The 16,808-nt window shown below is 52.7% G+C and carries 19 protein-coding genes and 1 pseudogene; 11 read left to right on the forward strand and 9 right to left on the reverse strand.

Annotation, left to right across the window (positions count from 1 at the left end):
* Positions 1-237 precede the first annotated feature (237 nt).
* Both dcuC and rna read left to right on the forward strand, forming a co-directional pair.
* Positions 238-1,605 carry an anaerobic C4-dicarboxylate transporter DcuC gene (gene dcuC, locus UTM25_RS16445; RefSeq protein WP_023310737.1) on the forward strand — a complete coding sequence of 456 codons (1,368 nt, stop codon included), beginning with the start codon at positions 238-240 and terminating at the stop codon, positions 1,603-1,605.
* A gap of 94 nt (positions 1,606-1,699) precedes the next feature.
* On the forward strand, positions 1,700-2,509 hold the full coding sequence (rna, locus tag UTM25_RS16450; RefSeq protein ID WP_194399824.1) for a ribonuclease I: 810 nt from the start codon (positions 1,700-1,702) through the stop codon (positions 2,507-2,509).
* On the opposite strand, the gene UTM25_RS16455 is transcribed toward rna, so the two are convergent.
* A complete protein-coding gene (locus UTM25_RS16455; RefSeq protein ID WP_194399823.1) occupies positions 2,503-3,120 on the reverse strand; it encodes a flavin reductase family protein in 618 nt (205 codons plus the stop codon). The two genes, rna and UTM25_RS16455, sit on opposite strands and share 7 nt — an antisense overlap.
* A gap of 267 nt (positions 3,121-3,387) precedes the next feature.
* Here UTM25_RS16455 and rnk point away from each other — a divergent pair, with 267 nt between their 5' ends.
* Both rnk and yldA read left to right on the forward strand, forming a co-directional pair.
* Positions 3,388-3,798, forward strand: coding sequence for a nucleoside diphosphate kinase regulator (gene rnk, locus UTM25_RS16460; RefSeq protein ID WP_194399822.1), 411 nt, complete (start codon positions 3,388-3,390; stop codon positions 3,796-3,798).
* Between the two features lie 139 nt (positions 3,799-3,937).
* Positions 3,938-4,027 (forward strand): small membrane protein YldA, encoded by a 90-nt coding sequence (gene yldA / locus UTM25_RS22645; protein WP_023310733.1) that lies wholly within the window; start codon positions 3,938-3,940, stop codon positions 4,025-4,027.
* Between the two features lie 8 nt (positions 4,028-4,035).
* On the opposite strand, the gene UTM25_RS16465 is transcribed toward yldA, so the two are convergent.
* Positions 4,036-5,274, reverse strand: coding sequence for a zinc-dependent alcohol dehydrogenase (locus tag UTM25_RS16465; protein WP_194399821.1), 1,239 nt, complete (start codon positions 5,272-5,274; stop codon positions 4,036-4,038).
* Between the two features lie 180 nt (positions 5,275-5,454).
* Here UTM25_RS16465 and uspG point away from each other — a divergent pair, with 180 nt between their 5' ends.
* Positions 5,455-5,883, forward strand: coding sequence for a universal stress protein UspG (gene uspG, locus UTM25_RS16470; RefSeq protein WP_023310731.1), 429 nt, complete (start codon positions 5,455-5,457; stop codon positions 5,881-5,883).
* Positions 5,884-5,943: 60 nt separating this feature from the next.
* Here uspG and ahpF read toward each other — a convergent pair whose 3' ends face one another.
* Positions 5,944-7,509, reverse strand: coding sequence for an alkyl hydroperoxide reductase subunit F (ahpF, locus tag UTM25_RS16475; protein ID WP_194399820.1), 1,566 nt, complete (start codon positions 7,507-7,509; stop codon positions 5,944-5,946).
* 127 nt (positions 7,510-7,636) lie between these two features.
* Positions 7,637-8,200 carry an alkyl hydroperoxide reductase subunit C gene (gene ahpC / locus UTM25_RS16480; RefSeq protein WP_008501015.1) on the reverse strand — a complete coding sequence of 188 codons (564 nt, stop codon included), beginning with the start codon at positions 8,198-8,200 and terminating at the stop codon, positions 7,637-7,639.
* Between the two features lie 623 nt (positions 8,201-8,823).
* On the opposite strand from ahpC, the gene citR reads away from it, so the two are divergent.
* Together citR and UTM25_RS16490 are read left to right on the forward strand one after the other, a co-directional pair.
* Positions 8,824-9,723: a DNA-binding transcriptional repressor CitR gene (gene citR, locus UTM25_RS16485; RefSeq protein ID WP_194399819.1), complete on the forward strand. Its 900-nt coding sequence runs from the start codon at positions 8,824-8,826 to the stop codon at positions 9,721-9,723.
* A 153-nt stretch (positions 9,724-9,876) separates the two neighbouring features.
* A pseudogene (locus UTM25_RS16490) lies at positions 9,877-9,993 on the forward strand (hypothetical protein); the annotation flags it as partial.
* Here the strand turns inward: UTM25_RS16490 and UTM25_RS16495 are convergent.
* Positions 9,994-11,154, reverse strand: coding sequence for a pyridoxal phosphate-dependent aminotransferase (locus UTM25_RS16495; protein WP_194399818.1), 1,161 nt, complete (start codon positions 11,152-11,154; stop codon positions 9,994-9,996).
* A gap of 122 nt (positions 11,155-11,276) precedes the next feature.
* Between UTM25_RS16495 and UTM25_RS16500 the strand changes: the two genes are divergently transcribed.
* The 3 genes from UTM25_RS16500 to UTM25_RS16510 are packed head-to-tail and all read left to right on the forward strand — an operon-like array spanning position 11,277 to position 13,116.
* A complete protein-coding gene (locus tag UTM25_RS16500; RefSeq protein WP_194399817.1) occupies positions 11,277-11,891 on the forward strand; it encodes a methylthioribulose 1-phosphate dehydratase in 615 nt (204 codons plus the stop codon).
* Entirely contained in the window at positions 11,888-12,577 is a 690-nt protein-coding gene (mtnC, locus tag UTM25_RS16505) for an acireductone synthase (protein WP_029740121.1), read from the forward strand. Before UTM25_RS16500 ends, mtnC begins: the two co-directional genes overlap by 4 nt.
* Positions 12,574-13,116, forward strand: coding sequence for a 1,2-dihydroxy-3-keto-5-methylthiopentene dioxygenase (locus UTM25_RS16510; protein ID WP_194399816.1), 543 nt, complete (start codon positions 12,574-12,576; stop codon positions 13,114-13,116). The genes mtnC and UTM25_RS16510 overlap by 4 nt, the downstream gene beginning before the upstream one ends.
* Before the next feature lie 66 nt (positions 13,117-13,182).
* On the opposite strand, the gene UTM25_RS16515 is transcribed toward UTM25_RS16510, so the two are convergent.
* Both UTM25_RS16515 and UTM25_RS16520 read right to left on the reverse strand, forming a co-directional pair.
* Positions 13,183-14,502 (reverse strand): DUF6602 domain-containing protein, encoded by a 1,320-nt coding sequence (locus UTM25_RS16515; protein ID WP_320715058.1) that lies wholly within the window; start codon positions 14,500-14,502, stop codon positions 13,183-13,185.
* Positions 14,503-14,515: 13 nt separating this feature from the next.
* Entirely contained in the window at positions 14,516-14,752 is a 237-nt protein-coding gene (locus tag UTM25_RS16520) for a helix-turn-helix domain-containing protein (protein WP_194399814.1), read from the reverse strand.
* Positions 14,753-14,858: 106 nt separating this feature from the next.
* On the opposite strand from UTM25_RS16520, the gene UTM25_RS16525 reads away from it, so the two are divergent.
* Positions 14,859-15,131, forward strand: a complete 273-nt coding sequence (locus tag UTM25_RS16525; protein ID WP_032661048.1) for a helix-turn-helix domain-containing protein — start codon at positions 14,859-14,861, stop codon at positions 15,129-15,131.
* A gap of 60 nt (positions 15,132-15,191) precedes the next feature.
* On the opposite strand, the gene UTM25_RS16530 is transcribed toward UTM25_RS16525, so the two are convergent.
* Positions 15,192-15,662: an SRPBCC domain-containing protein gene (locus tag UTM25_RS16530; protein ID WP_194399813.1), complete on the reverse strand. Its 471-nt coding sequence runs from the start codon at positions 15,660-15,662 to the stop codon at positions 15,192-15,194.
* Between the two features lie 42 nt (positions 15,663-15,704).
* Entirely contained in the window at positions 15,705-16,721 is a 1,017-nt protein-coding gene (mtnA, locus tag UTM25_RS16535) for an S-methyl-5-thioribose-1-phosphate isomerase (protein ID WP_194399812.1), read from the reverse strand.
* Positions 16,722-16,808 lie beyond the last annotated feature (87 nt).

Below are 16,808 nucleotides of genomic sequence, written 5' to 3' on the forward strand. Positions count from 1 at the left end.
ACCATACAAAACATTAACAATTTGTTATCATTAATGGGACATGTTGCGCTATTTCTGACGGTCAAGGGCCACATGACATAAATGTACGGGCCATGGCAAAACACGGTTGTTCGGTTCTCTAGTCGTCTGTTTATTGATTTTAATCAGCAAGAACAGGCCAATTATTCGGCACATTTTCATCCTTCTTTTTTTTATTGATTTTTTGTGCTCCATAGCAGCAGAGATACAGGGGAAATCATGCTTACGTTATTCGAACTCCTTATTGGAGTCGTCGTCATTGTCGGCGTCGCACGCTACATCATTAAAGGCTACTCGGCCACGGGCGTATTATTTGTCGGCGGTCTAACGCTGCTGATTATCAGCGCAATAATGGGGCACCAGGTGTTACCTGCCAGCGCGACCAGCACCGGTTACACGGCAACAGATATTGTTGAATACATTAAAATATTGCTCATGAGCCGCGGCGGCGATCTGGGTATGATGATCATGATGCTGTGCGGTTTTGCAGCCTACATGACCCACATCGGCGCCAACGACATGGTCGTTAAGCTTGCCTCCAAACCCCTGCAATACATCAACTCGCCGTATCTGCTGATGGTCGCCGCCTATTTCCTCGCCTGCCTCATGTCGCTGGCCGTTTCGTCAGCTACCGGACTTGGCGTACTGCTCATGGCGACGCTGTTCCCGGTCATGGTGAACGTCGGTATCAGCCGTGGCGCGGCCGCGGCAATTTGCGCGTCTCCGGCAGCGATTATTCTCTCCCCGACCTCCGGCGACGTTGTGCTGGCGGCAAAGGCGGCGGAGATGTCACTCATCGACTTCGCCTTTAAAACCACGTTACCGATCTCGATCGTTGCCATCGTGGGCATGGGGATCGCGCATTTCTTCTGGCAGCGCTATCTTGATAAGAAAGAAAACATCAGCCATGAAATGATGGACGTGAGTGAAATCACCACGACCGCTCCCGCGTTCTATGCCATTCTGCCGTTCACCCCGATCGTCGGAGTGCTGATTTTTGACGGCAAATGGGGTCCACAGCTGCACATCATCACTATTCTGGTCATCTGTATGCTGCTGGCCGCCGTGCTGGAGTTTGTGCGCGGTTTTAACACGCAAAAAGTCTTCTCGGGTCTGGAAGTGGCGTATCGCGGTATGGCGGATGCCTTCGCTGGCGTGGTGATCCTGCTGGTTGCTGCGGGCGTTTTTGCCCAGGGTCTGAGCACGATCGGTTTTATCCAGAGCCTGATTTCTATCGCCACCTCGTTCGGCTCGGCCAGTATTATCCTGATGCTGGTTCTGGTGGTGCTCACCATGCTGGCGGCGATGACCACCGGTTCCGGTAATGCGCCTTTCTACGCCTTCGTTGAGATGATCCCGAAACTGGCTCACTCCTCCGGTATTAACCCGGCCTACCTCTCCATTCCTATGCTGCAGGCGTCAAACCTCGGCCGGACCATTTCGCCGGTGTCGGGTGTGGTCGTCGCCGTTGCCGGGATGGCGAAAATTTCTCCATTCGAAGTCGTCAAACGCACCTCAGTGCCCGTTATAGTTGGTCTGATTATCGTGATTATCGCCACGGAAGTGCTGGTACCCGGCGCGGCCTAAGCTAAATTATGGATATCCAAAAAGCGCCTGCGGGCGCTTTTTGTGCTTTAATAACTTCCAGAAATAAATCGTGCTCATTCGATCAGGAAATCATATGTTCAGGAAGGATATCGTCATCCCGTCTGGCGCAGTGGCGCTTTCTCTCTGTCTCTTCTCCGCACAGGCGGAACCGCTGAAGGCAACACAGTATGGCGATTTCGATCGTTATGTGCTGGCTCTGTCCTGGCAAACCGGGTTTTGCCAGAGCATGGTCGAGCGCAACCGCAATGAACCTGACGAATGTCGCCTGCAAAAAGAGCGCGATAATAAAGCCGATTTTCTGACCGTCCACGGTCTATGGCCTGGCCTGCCAAAATCTATTGCCGCACGCGGCGTGGATGAACGTCGATGGATGCGTTTTGGCTGCGCCACGCGCCCGATTCCGAACATGCCGGAAGTGAAGGCCAGCCGCAAATGCGATGCCGCCGAAACCGGACTGTCGCTTTCCGCTGCCGCCAAGCTCAACGACGTCATGCCGGGTGCGGGCGGTAATTCCTGCCTGGAACGTTACGAATATGCCAAACATGGCGTCTGCTTTGGTTTCGATCCGGATGCCTATTTCGGCACGATGGTGCGGATGAATCAGGAAGTTAAAAACAGCGCGGTCGGTAAATTCCTCGCCGATAATTACGGGAAACCCGTCAATCGCAGCGATTTTGACAGTGCCGTTGCCAAAAGCTGGGGCAAGGAGAACATCAAAGCGATCAAGCTGACCTGCAACGGCAATCCGGCGTATCTGACCGAGATGCAGATTTCGCTGAAGGCGGACACCATTAACAGCCCGCTTTCATCGGCGTCATTTGCACCGCAGCCACATCCGGGTAACTGCGGAAAACAGTTCGTAATTGATAAAGCCGGTTACTGACCCATAGTCGGGCGAACCATATCAAACCGGTTTTCGTCACTGATGCCATAGTACGCCGTCGGCCCACCCGCACGCAGGATGGGCTGAGCTTTCGCCGTCTGGTATATCCCCTCTTCCAGCAGCGTTTCGGCAATATGGATACCGACCACCTCCCCCAGCACCAGCCACGTATCCACCGGCGTGCCGTCGGCACCGGTAAGCTGAATGCACTGCGACAGGCGGCACTCAAAGTTCACCGGGCTTTCGGCGACGCGGGGCGCTTTGACCAGCTGGCTGGCCGCTGGCGTTAGCCCGGCAAAGCTAAATTCATCCCGATCGTGGGGAAGCATTGCAGAGGTTTGGTTCATCGCCTGCGCGAGATCGCGCGTCGCCAGGTTCCAGACAAATTCCTTTGTTTCGGTAATATTACGCACGCTGTCCTTCCAGCCGTTGCTGGAAAAGCCGATGATCGGCGGGCGATAGTTAAAGCAGTTGAAGAAGCTATACGGCGCGAGGTTCAGCTGACCGGCATTATCGCATGAGGAGATCCAGCCGATCGGACGTGGACCAATAATGGCGTTCAGCGGATCGTGCGGCAGGCCGTGCCCCTGAGACGGTTGGTAGAAATACATAATTCTCTCTCGTTGGTGGGCTGACGCGAATTGCGCTTCGCGCAACACCCGGGTTCAGGACTCTCAGCGTAACGTATTCCGTCCGGAATGAAGACTGAATAAATTTCAGCGAAAATTCATATGGACCATGAATGTGACCTTCATCACTTCAAACTTGCGCGCTCAGCCAGTATCATCGGGAGAGTTAAACCCTCGCTGCCAGACGGCGAGGGTTTTCTTTTGGATTGGTTTCTGCGTTACACGCAGCATTAACGACATGGAGTAAAAATGTCCAGACCTACAATTATCATCAACGAGCTCGACGCAGAACGTATCGACAGGCTGCTGGAAAAAGCAGCGTTCGCCTCACTTCCCGTGGCCGACGCCCTGAATGAGGAGCTCGACCGGGCGCAGATGTGCACGCCTGAGACGATGCCGCATGACGTGGTCACCATGAACAGCCAGGTAAAATTCCGCAACCTGACCACCGGTGAAGAGCTGACCCGCACGCTGGTTTACCCGGCTCAGATGACCGACAGCAGCGCACAGCTTTCTGTTCTTGCGCCTGTGGGTGCCGCACTGCTGGGCCTGCGCACGGGCGATACCATCCACTGGGAATTGCCGGGCGGCGCCTCTGCCCATCTTGAAGTGCTGGCGTTGCTCTATCAGCCAGAAGCCGCGGGCGATTACCTGCGTTAACCACTTCTGAACAAGCGCCCACCCGCTTTGCACAGAGGATGCAGCCGCATCCTCTTTCCGTAAATTCACCCCATTTTCTTATATCGCGCAAAAAGCCCTTAATCCACGCTTAATCTGTTTTGGTGCCGTGGGGACGGTCATGAGTGAGATACTGGCTATCACACTTATTTTTCTGATTATTGCGGCGATTATCGTCTTGGCCGTGCTTTATCTTGAACGCCACAGCTAGGCGAGTATTCATGCAACCCCACCGGGGAAAGCATTCACCAGGCCCTTAACTTTCTGCTCTGCGGCCTCGGGCGTTTCTGCACCAGGGACCAGAATCACCTTCCGGCACTCCTCCTCCCGTTTTTCGAATACCTTATAGGCGCGTTCCGCATCAGCAAGAGGAAGATAATGGGTCACGATCTCTTCCGGGGTAAGCAGCCCTTTTTCGATCAGCGGTAGCAGTTCACCCAGCCAGGCATGGACGTGGGTCTGGCCCATCTTGAACGTCAGCCCCTTATCAAAGCCATCGCCAAACAGGAATCCATGAATAAACCCGGCGTACACGCCGGGTACGCTAACTACGCCACCGCGTCGAACGGCAGCAATGCACTGCCGCAGCGCTTTGCCGCTGCTACCTTCAATCTTAAGATTGCTGAGGATCGTTTCGGTGGTGCTGCCTTTCGCTTCGAACCCTACCGCATCAATCACGGCGTCAACGCCGCGCTGGCCAGCGGTTTGCTCGATGATTTTTTCCGCTGCGTCGTTATCATCATCAAAGTTGATGGGGATTGCGCCGTAACGCGCCTCGGCAAATCGCAAACGGTACGGGTGGTGATCGATAACAAAGATCTGCTCAGCCCCTAACAGCCGCGCGCAGGCAATAGTCAGTAGCCCCACCGGCCCGGCGCCGAAAACCGCAACGCTTGAGCCTTTTTCAATCTGCGCATTTTTTGCCGCCTGCCAGGCCGTGGGCAAAATATCGGACAGGAACAGCGCCTTATCATCGGAAAGGAGTTGCGGGACCTTAAACGGCCCGACGTTGCCTTTTGGCACGCGGACATATTCCGCCTGTCCCCCCGGCACGCCGCCGTAGAGATGGCTGTAGCCAAACAGCGCGGCCGGAGCGGGAATTTGCTTTTTGTTCAGCGCGGCGCCCTGCCCGGCATTGGTATTCTCACAGGCCGCGTATTGCTGCATACGGCAGAAGAAACAGTCTCCGCAGGCAATGACAAAGGGGATCACCACGCGATCGCCTTTTTGCAAATTCTTCACCTCTGCGCCGCACTCGACGATTTCCCCCATAAATTCATGGCCAAAAATGTCGCCGTGCTGCACCTTCGGGACCTTTCCGCGATAGAGATGCAAATCGGAGCCGCAGATCGCCGTGGCCGTGACGCGCAAAATGATATCGTCGTGCTGCTCGATAATGGGATCGGGGACATTCTCGACGCGAACATGGTGCGGACCGTGATACGTAAGTGCTTTCATGCGACCTCCGAAAGGTTCCAGATAAGTGTATAAGGGTAGCTACCCCTCAAGGTCTGCCCTGGAATACCGGGCTTTTGAGATTTATCCTGGCGAGATAAGAAAACTGACGGGGCGCTTACAGAAACCATTAATATTTTATGGTTAAATGAGTTCAGCGTTTATAAACAAGGAGAAACGGGTATGTATCAGAGAATCATTATGCCGGTTGATGTTTTTGAGATGGAGCTGAGCGACAAGGCCGTTCGCCATGCGGAGTTCCTGGCGCAGCAGGATGGTGTGATCCATCTTTTGCACGTACTGCCGGGGTCCGCCAGCCTGAGCCTGCACCGCTTTGCCGCCGACGTGCGTCGCTTCGAGGAGCATTTGCAGCATGAAGCGGAAACTCGCCTGCAAACCATGGTCAGCCACTTCAGCATCGATCCTTCACGGATCAAAACCCACGTCAGATTCGGCAGCGTACGCGATGCGGTAAACGAACTGGCGAACGAGCTGAAAGCAGACGTGGTTGTCATCGGTTCGCGCAACCCTTCCATTACCACGCATCTGCTGGGCTCTAACGCCTCCAGCGTGATCCGCCACACCCATATACCGGTGATGGTCGTAAGATAAAAAAAGAGGCCACCTTTCGGTGGCCTCTCGCTATTGCAGGTGTAGCCTTACTTTCTTCTGTTATGCGGTTTTGGTGCGAATCAGGTAGTCAAAGGAACTCAGAGACGCCTTCGCCCCTTCGCCCGTGGCGATAATGATCTGTTTGTACGGCACGGTGGTGCAGTCGCCCGCCGCAAACACGCCTTTCACGCTGGTTTCACATTTCGCATCGATGATGATTTCGCCCATGCGGTTGCGCTCAATCGCGCCTTCCAACCAGGTGGTATTTGGCAGCAGACCAATCTGCACGAAGATCCCTGACAGCTGAACGCTGTGCACGTCGCCGCTCACGCGGTCGCGGTATTCGAGGCCGGTCACTTTGCTGCCGTCGCCCTTCACTTCAGTGGTCTGCGCGTTCAGTACGATGTCGACGTTTTTCAGGCTGCGAACTTTATCCTGCAGAACCTGGTCGGCCTTCATCTCTGGAGCGAACTCCAGAAGAGTAACGTGCTCAACAATCCCCGCCAGGTCGATAGCCGCTTCCACGCCGGAGTTACCGCCGCCGATCACCGCCACGCGTTTACCTTTAAACAGCGGGCCGTCGCAGTGCGGACAGTAGGTCACGCCTTTGGTACGGTACTGATCTTCGCCCGGAACGTTCATGTTGCGCCATTTCGCGCCGGTGGCAATGATAATGCTGCGCGCTTTCAGCACCGCGCCGGACGCGGTTTCAATCTGGTGTAAACCACCTTCGACCGCTGCCGGAACCAGCTTGCTGGCGCTCTGGCTGTCGATCACGTCTACGTCATAGTCGCTGACGTGCGCCTTCAGCGCCCCTGCCAGCTTCTGGCCTTCGGTCTTCGGCACGGAAATGTAGTTTTCGATGTCCACGGTATCGAGCACCTGGCCGCCAAAGCGTTCGCCCATCAGGCCGGTACGAATACCTTTACGCGCAGAGTACACCGCTGCCGCCGCGCCAGCAGGGCCGGAACCGACGATCAGCACGTCGTAAGCATCGCGTTTGTTCAGCTCTTCCGCCGCACGTTTTTCAGCACCGGTATCCACTTTGGCTACGATTTCGGTCAGCGTCATTCGGCCCTGGCCAAACTCTTTGCCGTTCATGTAGACCGCCGGAACGCCCATCACGTTGCGATCGGTGATTTCATTCTGGAAGGTACCGCCGTCAATCGCCGTGTGCTTGATGCGCGGGTTCAGGACCGACATCAGGTTCAGCGCCTGCACCACGTCCGGGCAGTTGTGGCAGGAGAGCGAGTAATAGGTTTCAAATTCGAAATCACCGTCGATATCGCGGATCTGCTCCAGCAGCGCCTGCGCCTCTTTCGACGGATGACCACCGGTCCACAGCAGCGCCAGCACCAGTGAGGTAAATTCGTGACCCAGCGGCGAGCCGGCAAAGCGCGGTCCCTGCTCGGAGCCTGGGTTGGTAATCAGGAAAGAGGGCTTACGGACCGGCAGCGCGTTGTCTTCTTTGAAGGTCACTTTCGGCGACAGCTCGGCGATCTCCGCCAGCAGTTCCTTGATCTCTGCCGATTTGGCGCTGTCGTCAAGCGTAGCAATCAGCTCAACGGGTTTGGTCAGTTTCTCAAGGTAGGCCTTGAGCTGGGTTTTCATGTTAGTGTCGAGCATTGTTCTTCCCTCTCTTAAGACGTCATCATGCAAGCTGCCTTATACGGGCGGCCTGAATGCAACTTGCATCATGGTGCTGGAATGAAATGGGCGCGGGTGCGCCCATTGATTGCCGAATGGGCAAAACTTAGATTTTACCAACCAGATCTAAGGATGGAGCCAGCGTCGCTTCGCCTTCTTTCCATTTCGCCGGGCACACTTCGCCTGGGTGAGAAGCCACGTACTGAGCGGCTTTCACTTTACGCAGCAGGTCAGAAGCATCACGGCCGATACCTTCAGCGGTAACTTCGATAGCCTGAATAATGCCCTGCGGGTCAACAACGAAGGTGGCGCGGTCAGCCAGGCCTTCATCTTCACGCATGTTGTCGAAGTTACGGGTCAGGGCGCCAGTCGGGTCACCGATCATCGCGTATTTGATTTTCGCGATGGTTTCAGAGCTGCTGTGCCATGCTTTGTGGGTGAAGTGGGTATCGGTAGAGACAGAGTAAACGTCTACGCCCAGCTTCTGCAGTTCGTCGTAATGGTCTGCCACGTCACCCAGTTCAGTCGGGCAAACGAAGGTGAAGTCAGCAGGATAGAAGAAGAAGACGCTCCAGCGGCCTTCGGTATCTTTCTCGGTAACTTCGATGAACTCACCGTTTTTGAACGCCTGGTTTTTGAAAGGTTTAATTTTGGTGTTAATCAAAGACATCTGTACTTCCTCCGTGTTTTCGTTGAGATGTAAGGTAACCAACTTTATTCATCGGGGCTAATGCGTATGCTTTATCAAATCAATCAGCCAAACCTTACAACGTCGACAAGACAACAAGGTGAACCTTTTACAGGAAAGCCTAAAAGTAAAAAGGCCGCCTCAACGGGCGGCCCTGATACCTGAATTCCCCGCAGGTACATTCAGTGCCAGCCGAAACTGGCGTTGCGTTGCGCTCTACAACCCTTTATATCAAGGCGGTAACAGCCTTTTGATTACACCACCCGCGCAGGGATTGAGCAATCCATAAGAGAGGCATTCCTGCCTATGGCTGTGATAGGTTGCGTCGAACATCATTCCGGAGCGTTATAGATTTATTTTTATTATAAAACTATCGCGATGTATAAATGGCAATTGTCATTTAAAATGATCACTCCCTTTTCTACAATAAAATTATCTCAATCGCTTTCGAAGCGCTATTTCAATAATCTGCCACCGTGATATATTAAGATGTTTTTAATTTAAAACTAAGAGAATTAACCGAAAGAATTATAAATGGTTAGCCTCAAACTATTGTTATCAGTTATATGATAACCACAGCAAACGCAGCGCCCTCAGGACGAAACATGGCAAACCTCTATGACCTTAAAAAATTCGATCTTAATCTGTTAGTCATTTTCGAGTGCATTTACCAGCACCTTAGTATCAGTAAAGCCGCCGAAACGCTGTATATCACCCCCTCCGCCGTGAGCCAGTCACTGCAGCGTCTGAGAGGGCAACTCAACGATCCTCTGTTTATCCGTTCCGGTAAAGGGATCACGCCCACGACCGTCGGCGTCAATCTGCATCATCATCTGGAACAGAACCTGAACCAGCTGGAGCAGACTATCAATATCATGCACAGCAGCGGGTTGAAGAAGAACTTTGTCATTTATTGCCCGCATTTTATGAGTACGAAAGCAACGCTTGACCCTATAAAATTGCTGATGGAAAACCATAACTATTCAATTGAATTACATGATGTTTTTCTATCATCTGATTCAGCAGAAGATCTCTTAGCCTACAGAAGAGCCGACCTGATATTTTCATTTTCTTCTTCTAACAATCATTCTGTCGCCTGTAGCCTCTACCATACACTTCCTTTCGTCCTCGTTTGTCGTGAGGGCCATCCCCGTCTCAGTGAAAATCCCACGCGTGAAGAGATTCTGAATGAAAACTTCACCGCCTACCTGAACGATGAGAACAGCTTCAAAGACTATCAGGAAAAGGCCGAAAGCCTGTTAACCAAAAGAAATATCGTCTATCGTAGCGACTCTTTTATATCCCTTCTGTCGGTGATCGGTTCGTCCGATCTCATAGGATTAGTACCCGCGCCGGCCTTCGAACAATATGGGCCAGCCCTCAACCTGCGAAAAGTGGAAACTGACATTCAATTCCCCAGCATTGATATTTACATGATGTACAACCGTTCCGCGCTCAATAGCTCAGCATTCGCGAGTTTTATTGAAGAAATATCCTTACCGTAAGATATTGCTGTGGTTCTCACACAAAATGAGAACTACGCCTTTAAAAAAGCATCACCGTCATAGAATTAAGCGGCATATATCCAGTTGATTATTGACTGATATCATCCTCTCTTTTGTATTGGCGCCACAGTCTGGTATTTCTTCCGCAGGATGAGAATAAGCAAGGCGCTGGGAATGGACGGCGATGAAGTCTTGCACCTCAGACAAATAAACGGTCTGCTGGAGCTGTTTGCAGACCGTCGTTATTCAGAAGCCTGGACGGTAAAATAATCAGAGCGTGTTCAGACGCTCTGCTGCCGCCAGCAGCGTCGATTCCTGCTTCGCAAAGCAAAGACGAATAAGCTTATGCGGGAAGGGATCGGCGCAAAATACCGACAGCGGAATGGCGGCTACGCCCACCTCTTTCGTCAACCACTGGCAGAAGCTCACGTCGTCCAGATCCGATATCGCGCTGTAGTCGGCGAGCAGGAAATAGGTCCCTTCTGAGGGCAAAATCTCCAGACGGCTTTTGCTTAGCGCCGCCACAAACAGATCCCGACGTTCACGATAGAAGTGCGGCAGCTCGCGATAGTGCTCCGGCTCGGCGCGCAGCATATCCGCCAGCGCCAGCTGAGCCGGCGTGTTCACGGCAAAGGTCAGATACTGGTGCACCTTGCGCAGCTCGGCGCTGATAGCCGCCGGTGCAACGCAGTAGCCCACTTTCCAGCCGGTCATATGGTAAGTCTTACCGAATGACGAGACGGCGATCGCACGCTCGCGAAGCTGCGGATGGGCCAGCACGCTGGCGTGTCCTTCTTCTGCAAAGCAGATGTGCTCGTAGACCTCATCGCTCAGCACGTAAGTTTCACGTTCCGCAATCGCCTGCCACAGCGCGCCGAAATCGGCCTTTTGCCACACCGTCGCCGACGGGTTGTGCGGGGTGTTCAGGATCACCAGGCGGGTTTTGTCGCTCAGCAGCGCAGCAAACGCCTGCCAGTCAGGGCGAAAATGCGGCGGCTGAAGCGCCACGCGTTTCACCACGCCGCCGGAGAGTTCAACCGCAGGCGCATAGCTGTCGTAGCTCGGATCAAAGCAGATAACTTCATCGCCCTTACGCACCAGCGCGGTAATCGCCGCATACAGCGCTTCGGTCGCCCCTGCCGTCACCGTAATGTCGGTGTTCGCATCGGGCTTATGGCCGTACAGCTCCGCCGTTTTATCCGCAATGGCTTCCCGCAGCGCCTGCACGCCCGTCATCGGCGCATACTGATTCGCCCCCTGCGCCACGTGGTACGCCAGACGCTCCTGCAGATACGTCGGGCCATCGAAATCCGGGAAGCCCTGAGAAAGGTTAATGGCGTTGTGCTGCTGCGCCAGAGCGCTCATCTGCGTAAAGATGGTAGTACCGAGATTGGGAAGTTTACTCTTAGGAATCAATGCATTATTGCTCATTGTGTCGTGCCTGCTTGTAATACTTATGTTGCTGCCACTATAACACGATGTTAGTCTTTGGCAATCAAGACGCTTAGACGTCCAAACTATATGAATATTCCTGGCCGCGAGGGTAAAAGGAAATGACAGACAACCTGCAACTCACACATCTTGTCGACGCCTGCCGCTGGATTGGCGCTAAAGGCTGGGCACCCGCCACCGGCGGCAACATGTCGGTGCGTCAGGACGAACGCCTGTGCTGGCTCAGCGAATCCGGCAAAGACAAAGGCAGCCTGACGACGGAGGATTTTTTGCAGGTGGAGATTGCCACCAACCGCGCGCCATCTGGCCGTAGACCGTCGGCGGAAACCGGTCTTCACACGCTGCTTTATCGCCTGTTCCCGGAAGCCAACGCCGTCCTGCACGTTCATACCGTCAACGCCACGGTGCTGTCGCGTCTGGTCAAAGAAGCCGAGCTCAACATCAGCGGCTTTGAGATGCAAAAGTCCCTCACAGGGCAGACCACGCATCTGGATACGGTGGCTATCCCGGTCTTTGATAACGACCAGGATATTGACGCCCTCGCCTCCCGAATCGCCCATTACGCACAGGAACGCCCGCTTAATTATGGTTTTCTTCTGCGCGGTCATGGCTTAACCTGCTGGGGACGCGACGTGGCCGAGGCCCGCCGTCATCTGGAAGGACTAGAATTCTTATTTGAATGCGAAATGCGTTTACGACAACTGGAGAGAATATGATTCGCGCGATTGTGACGGATATTGAAGGGACCACCAGCGATATCCGTTTTGTCCATGACGTTTTGTTCCCCTACGCGCGTGAGCGGCTGGCGGCCTTCGTGACCGCGCAGCAGTACGCCGAGCCGGTCAAATCCATTCTGGACAACCTGCGTGATGAAATCGGTAACCCGCACGCTAGCGTCAGCGAGCTTATCGAGGCCCTTTTTGCCTTTATGGATGAGGACCGCAAATCCACGGCGCTCAAAGCCCTGCAGGGGATCATCTGGCATGACGGCTACGTGAACGGCGACTTTACCGGCCACCTCTATCCGGACGTACTGCCTGCGCTGGAAAAATGGAAGGCGCAAGGGATTGATCTCTATGTTTATTCCTCTGGCTCCGTCGCCGCGCAGAAACTGTTATTTGGCTACAGCGACGAAGGTGATATTACTCATCTGTTCAGCGGCTATTTTGATACCCACATCGGCGCCAAGCGCGAGGTGCAGTCCTATCAGAACATTGCGGCACAAACGGGCATCGCCCCGTCGCAGATCCTGTTCCTGTCCGATATTCATCAGGAGCTGGACGCGGCTGAACAGGCCGGTTTTCGCACCCTGCAGCTGATTCGCGGTGATGATGACGGCGCAAGCCATCACCATCAGGTCCACCAGTTTGACGAGATTAATCCGGAGCAGATCCCTTCATGAGCGCATTGACCATTTATTCCGATAAAGACGCCATTCGACATCAGTGGTACAGCACCGACGCCGCCGAGATCGCCCAACAGCTCAACGCCAAAGGCGTGCGGTTTGAACGCTGGGCTGCGGATCGCGATTTAGGACACGATCCCACACCTGAAGCCGTGATCGAGGCGTATCAGCATGCGATCGACAAACTGGTGGCAGAGAAAGGCTATCAGAGCTGGGACGTGATCAGCCTGCGCGCCGACAACCCGCAGAAAGAGGCGCTGCGCGCGAAGTTCCTGAACGAACACACCCACGGCGAAGACGAAGTGCGCTTCTTCGTGGAGGGCGCGGGTCTGTTCTGCCTGCACATTGGCGATGAGGTGTATCAGGTGCTGTGCGAGAAAAACGACCTGATTTCCGTTCCCGCGGGCACGCCGCACTGGTTTGATATGGGCTCAGAGCCGAACTTTACGGCTATCCGCATTTTCGATAACCCGGAAGGCTGGGTGGCGCAGTTTACGGGCGATGCCATCGCGGATGCGTATCCACGGTTAGATTAAACATTCTACTAGTACTTCAGTCATCCCATTACTGTGTCGAATGTTGTGACTGAAGTCATAAAAAAATCACTCTATAACCATCAAATGAATATAATCTTTTGCCAACCCTTTTTTATCACACCATATATCCAAATTCTCTCGATTTGATGTTAAATAGTTAAAACCATTAGCATCGGTAGCAAGAAAAACACTTGATGAAATCGGACGAATGTATTGGTTAATTTTTTTAAACAAAAACAGACTCATAATATCTCTTATTAAATCTTTTTGTGAAACATTATGATCTTCAGCTATCGAAGCTAAATCAACCTCATGGATATATCCACCCTTTATTAACATGCAATGAAAAGCCGCCAACACTTTTTCATCTATACGTTCCGGTTCCCAATCTATCAGAAATTGTCTTTTTTTCAGTTCGCTTTCTTTCATTTCAACATATCTAAATTTCCAACCAGTTCTCCCGTCTTGATGCACAGGTATGGCATACAAGAATGGAGCCAAAATTTCATTTTTAGGATCATTTCCCCAAGGCATTTTTACATCAAAATAAAATGCTATTTTTGACCAGATGATTTCTAACATAATTCTTGCGGCATTATCTCTCATTGACACCAAAGCCGCCCATTGCTGATCTTTATTGATACCAAGAAAAGGCATGCCATGAGCCTTAACAATACTGATATTATTAGTTGTCACTAATGTAGGAAAACTGGGCACTCCAAAGCCTTCTCCAGATAACTTGCTTTTCTCAGTTAAGATATCAAAAAAGGCATTTCGCATTCCATATTCAGTTGAGTATCCACCATACCCATGAATAATACTTGATGGAGCTAGACTTTCTTGTACTAAAGCATAAAAAAGAATAGCATCTGTTCTGGATAAAGAATGAATATCTCTGTAAAAAGCAGGAGCCTCTCTTCCTGTTATTTGAGAAAAATGCTTACCAGGGATAGAAATATCTGGATTAAATGAAGGGTCTTTTAGTTTAAGCTCAAAATATTTAGCGAATTCTTTTCTGATAAATCTAAGATGGTCAAAAGCATCTGCGTAATCTGATTTATTCAAAGTCTTCTTAACTTCAAATACACATAAAACTTGGTCTATGGGATAAATAAAATCACTAGTCCGACCATAGCGTTTCCCTTCACCATGAACAAGCATCCCATCAATTTGGTTAGATAATATTTTATCATTGATAGAAATAAACCCCGAGACTACTTTTAGGTTTAACCCCTTGGGGATAATAAAATTCTGATCAATGCTTTGCTTAGTAATTTCTTCATAAGCAGAACCAAGTGTTGGCATGTGCGGCATTTCTACTTTAATAAGTTCACTTCTTTCGATTTCTATAAATCGTTCTAACAACTCAGAAGCTTTCTCAATCATAAAACCTCACATTTTAATCATGGGATTTTATACTGTTAATCACAGTTGATGGTTCTAATCCTATCATGTGCGCCAGATGCACAAACTCCACCACATCTAACCGGCGTTCACCACTTTCCACTTTAGCAATAAACGATTGCGGTTTACCCAGAGCCTCAGCAAGCTGCGCCTGAGTAATCCCCTTCTCCTTACGAGCTTTCTTCAACGCACTGATAACACGCTGGTATTCGTCCGAGTAAACTGAGGCCATTGTTCCGATTCCATACAAATATCCTGAAATCGAATATCCTCCTATTATGTTTTTATCCCAAAACAGGATAATTAAGTGCGTAACAAATACATGTAAGGAGGACACAATGCGTCATCAGAACTGGCATCCTGCCGATATCATCGCCGCACTAAAGAAACACGGAACAAGCCTGGCTGCGTTGTCCCGAAAGGCTGGCCTTTCCTCATCCACACTGGCTAACGCGCTTACCCGCCCATGGCCCAAAGGCGAATTGCTTATCGCACAGGCGCTAGACATTCCGCCCGATGTGATATGGCCGGAAAGATATTTTGATGAAAAGGGAGAGCCAATATTTCGTCAGATGAGGAATAGCAAAAAGAGAAACCTTTCTTCGACTTGATCAATGATTTCTCCCCCTCACCCCAGCCCTCTCCCTCAAGGGAGAGGGGGTCTAAGAGCACTACAGTTTTAACCCCTTCACATACCCCACCAGTTGATCCAGCACAATCCCCCACCCTTCGTGGAAGCCCATCTGTTCATGCTGTTCGCGGATTTCTTTCGTCGGATGACGCGCAATCGCCGTGTAGCGGGTCTTGCCCTCGCCCACATCCTCCAGCAGCAGGATCGCCGTCATAAACGGCTTCTCCGCCGGTTTCCAGCCTTCGGTATAGCCGTCGGTAAAGACCAGCTTTTGACCGGGATCGATTTCCAGAAAGACGCCCCGGTTATCCATCCGCTGACCGTCCACATCAAACACGGTGTTGAACCGCCCGCCCACGCGGAGATCGAGATCGCATTCGGTCACCTTATGGGGAGCAGGAATGAAGAAGTTTTTGATGTGTTCCGGCGTGGTCCAGCAGAGCCACAGCAGGTCGCGCGGTGCATCCACCACGCGCTCCAGTTTTAAGTCAGTTTCAGGATCGAGCGTCACGATATTGTCCTCTTAAGGGAACCCCTTAAAGGATAGCCGGACTCAGGCGAATTTCCCGTTTGCCACCGCTTCCGGCGTGACCACACCGGTGTCCAGCACCCAGCCGCTAATGAGTGAGGCAGGCGTAACGTCAAACGCCGGGTTATAGACCTGCGCGTTTTCCGGCGCCCACTGCACCGCGCCAAAGCTTCCGGCCACGCCCGTCACCTCGCTGGCGGCGCGCTGCTCAATGGGGATCGCGTCCCCGTTCGGGCAGTCCGGATCGAGGGTCGTTTGCGGGGCAGCCACATAAAACGGAATGCCGTGGAATTTCGCCAGCACCGCCAGAGAATAGGTGCCGATCTTGTTCGCCACGTCGCCGTTGGCGGCAATACGATCTGCGCCCACCCACACAGCGTCAACTTCCCCTTTTGCCATCAGGCTGGCGGCCATGGAATCGGTAATCAGCTGGTACGGCACGCCCAGCTCGCCTAGCTCCCACGCGGTCAGTCTACCGCCCTGCAGCAGCGGACGGGTTTCATCCACCCAGACGCTGCTGACGTTGCCTTCCTGATGCGCGCGGGCAATCACGCCCAGCGCGGTACCGACTCCTGCCGTTGCCAGCCCGCCGGTGTTGCAGTGGGTCAGCAGGCGGCTACCGGGCTTCACCAGCGCGCTACCGGCTTTCGCAATCGCGTCGCAAAGCCGTTTGTCTTCGTCAATCAGGCGCAGCGCTTCGGCCACCAGCGCCGGAACATACTCTTCCTGCCACAGCGCAATCTTCATGCGGTCGAGATTGTTCATCAGGTTCACCGCCGTCGGACGGGAGGCGCGCAGGGTTTCCAGCGCCGCCGCCAGCTCGTCGCGGCTTTTGCCGTTTTCCGCCAGCAGCCCCAGCAGCAGGCTTGCAGAGAGACCAATCAGCGGCGCGCCGCGCACGCGCAGGGCATGGATATGCCCAACCAGCGCCTCTACCGTCGAGGCATCCAGCCAGCATTTCTCCTGCGGAAGCGCCTGCTGGTCGAGAATAAAGAGCTGATTATCCGCCACCCGCAGGCTGGTCGTCTGTAATGTCTGCATGTCGTTAATTCCCTGTTGCGTTGTTGTAGCACATTGTGTCAGGATGAAATCCAGATGTATAGACGTCTACATGTCTTAATTAGAAAA

Origin of the sequence: Enterobacter sp. 61D5, assembly GCF_034107965.1 — a bacterium.
GTDB classification, from domain to species: Bacteria; Pseudomonadota; Gammaproteobacteria; order Enterobacterales; family Enterobacteriaceae; genus Enterobacter; species Enterobacter cloacae_M.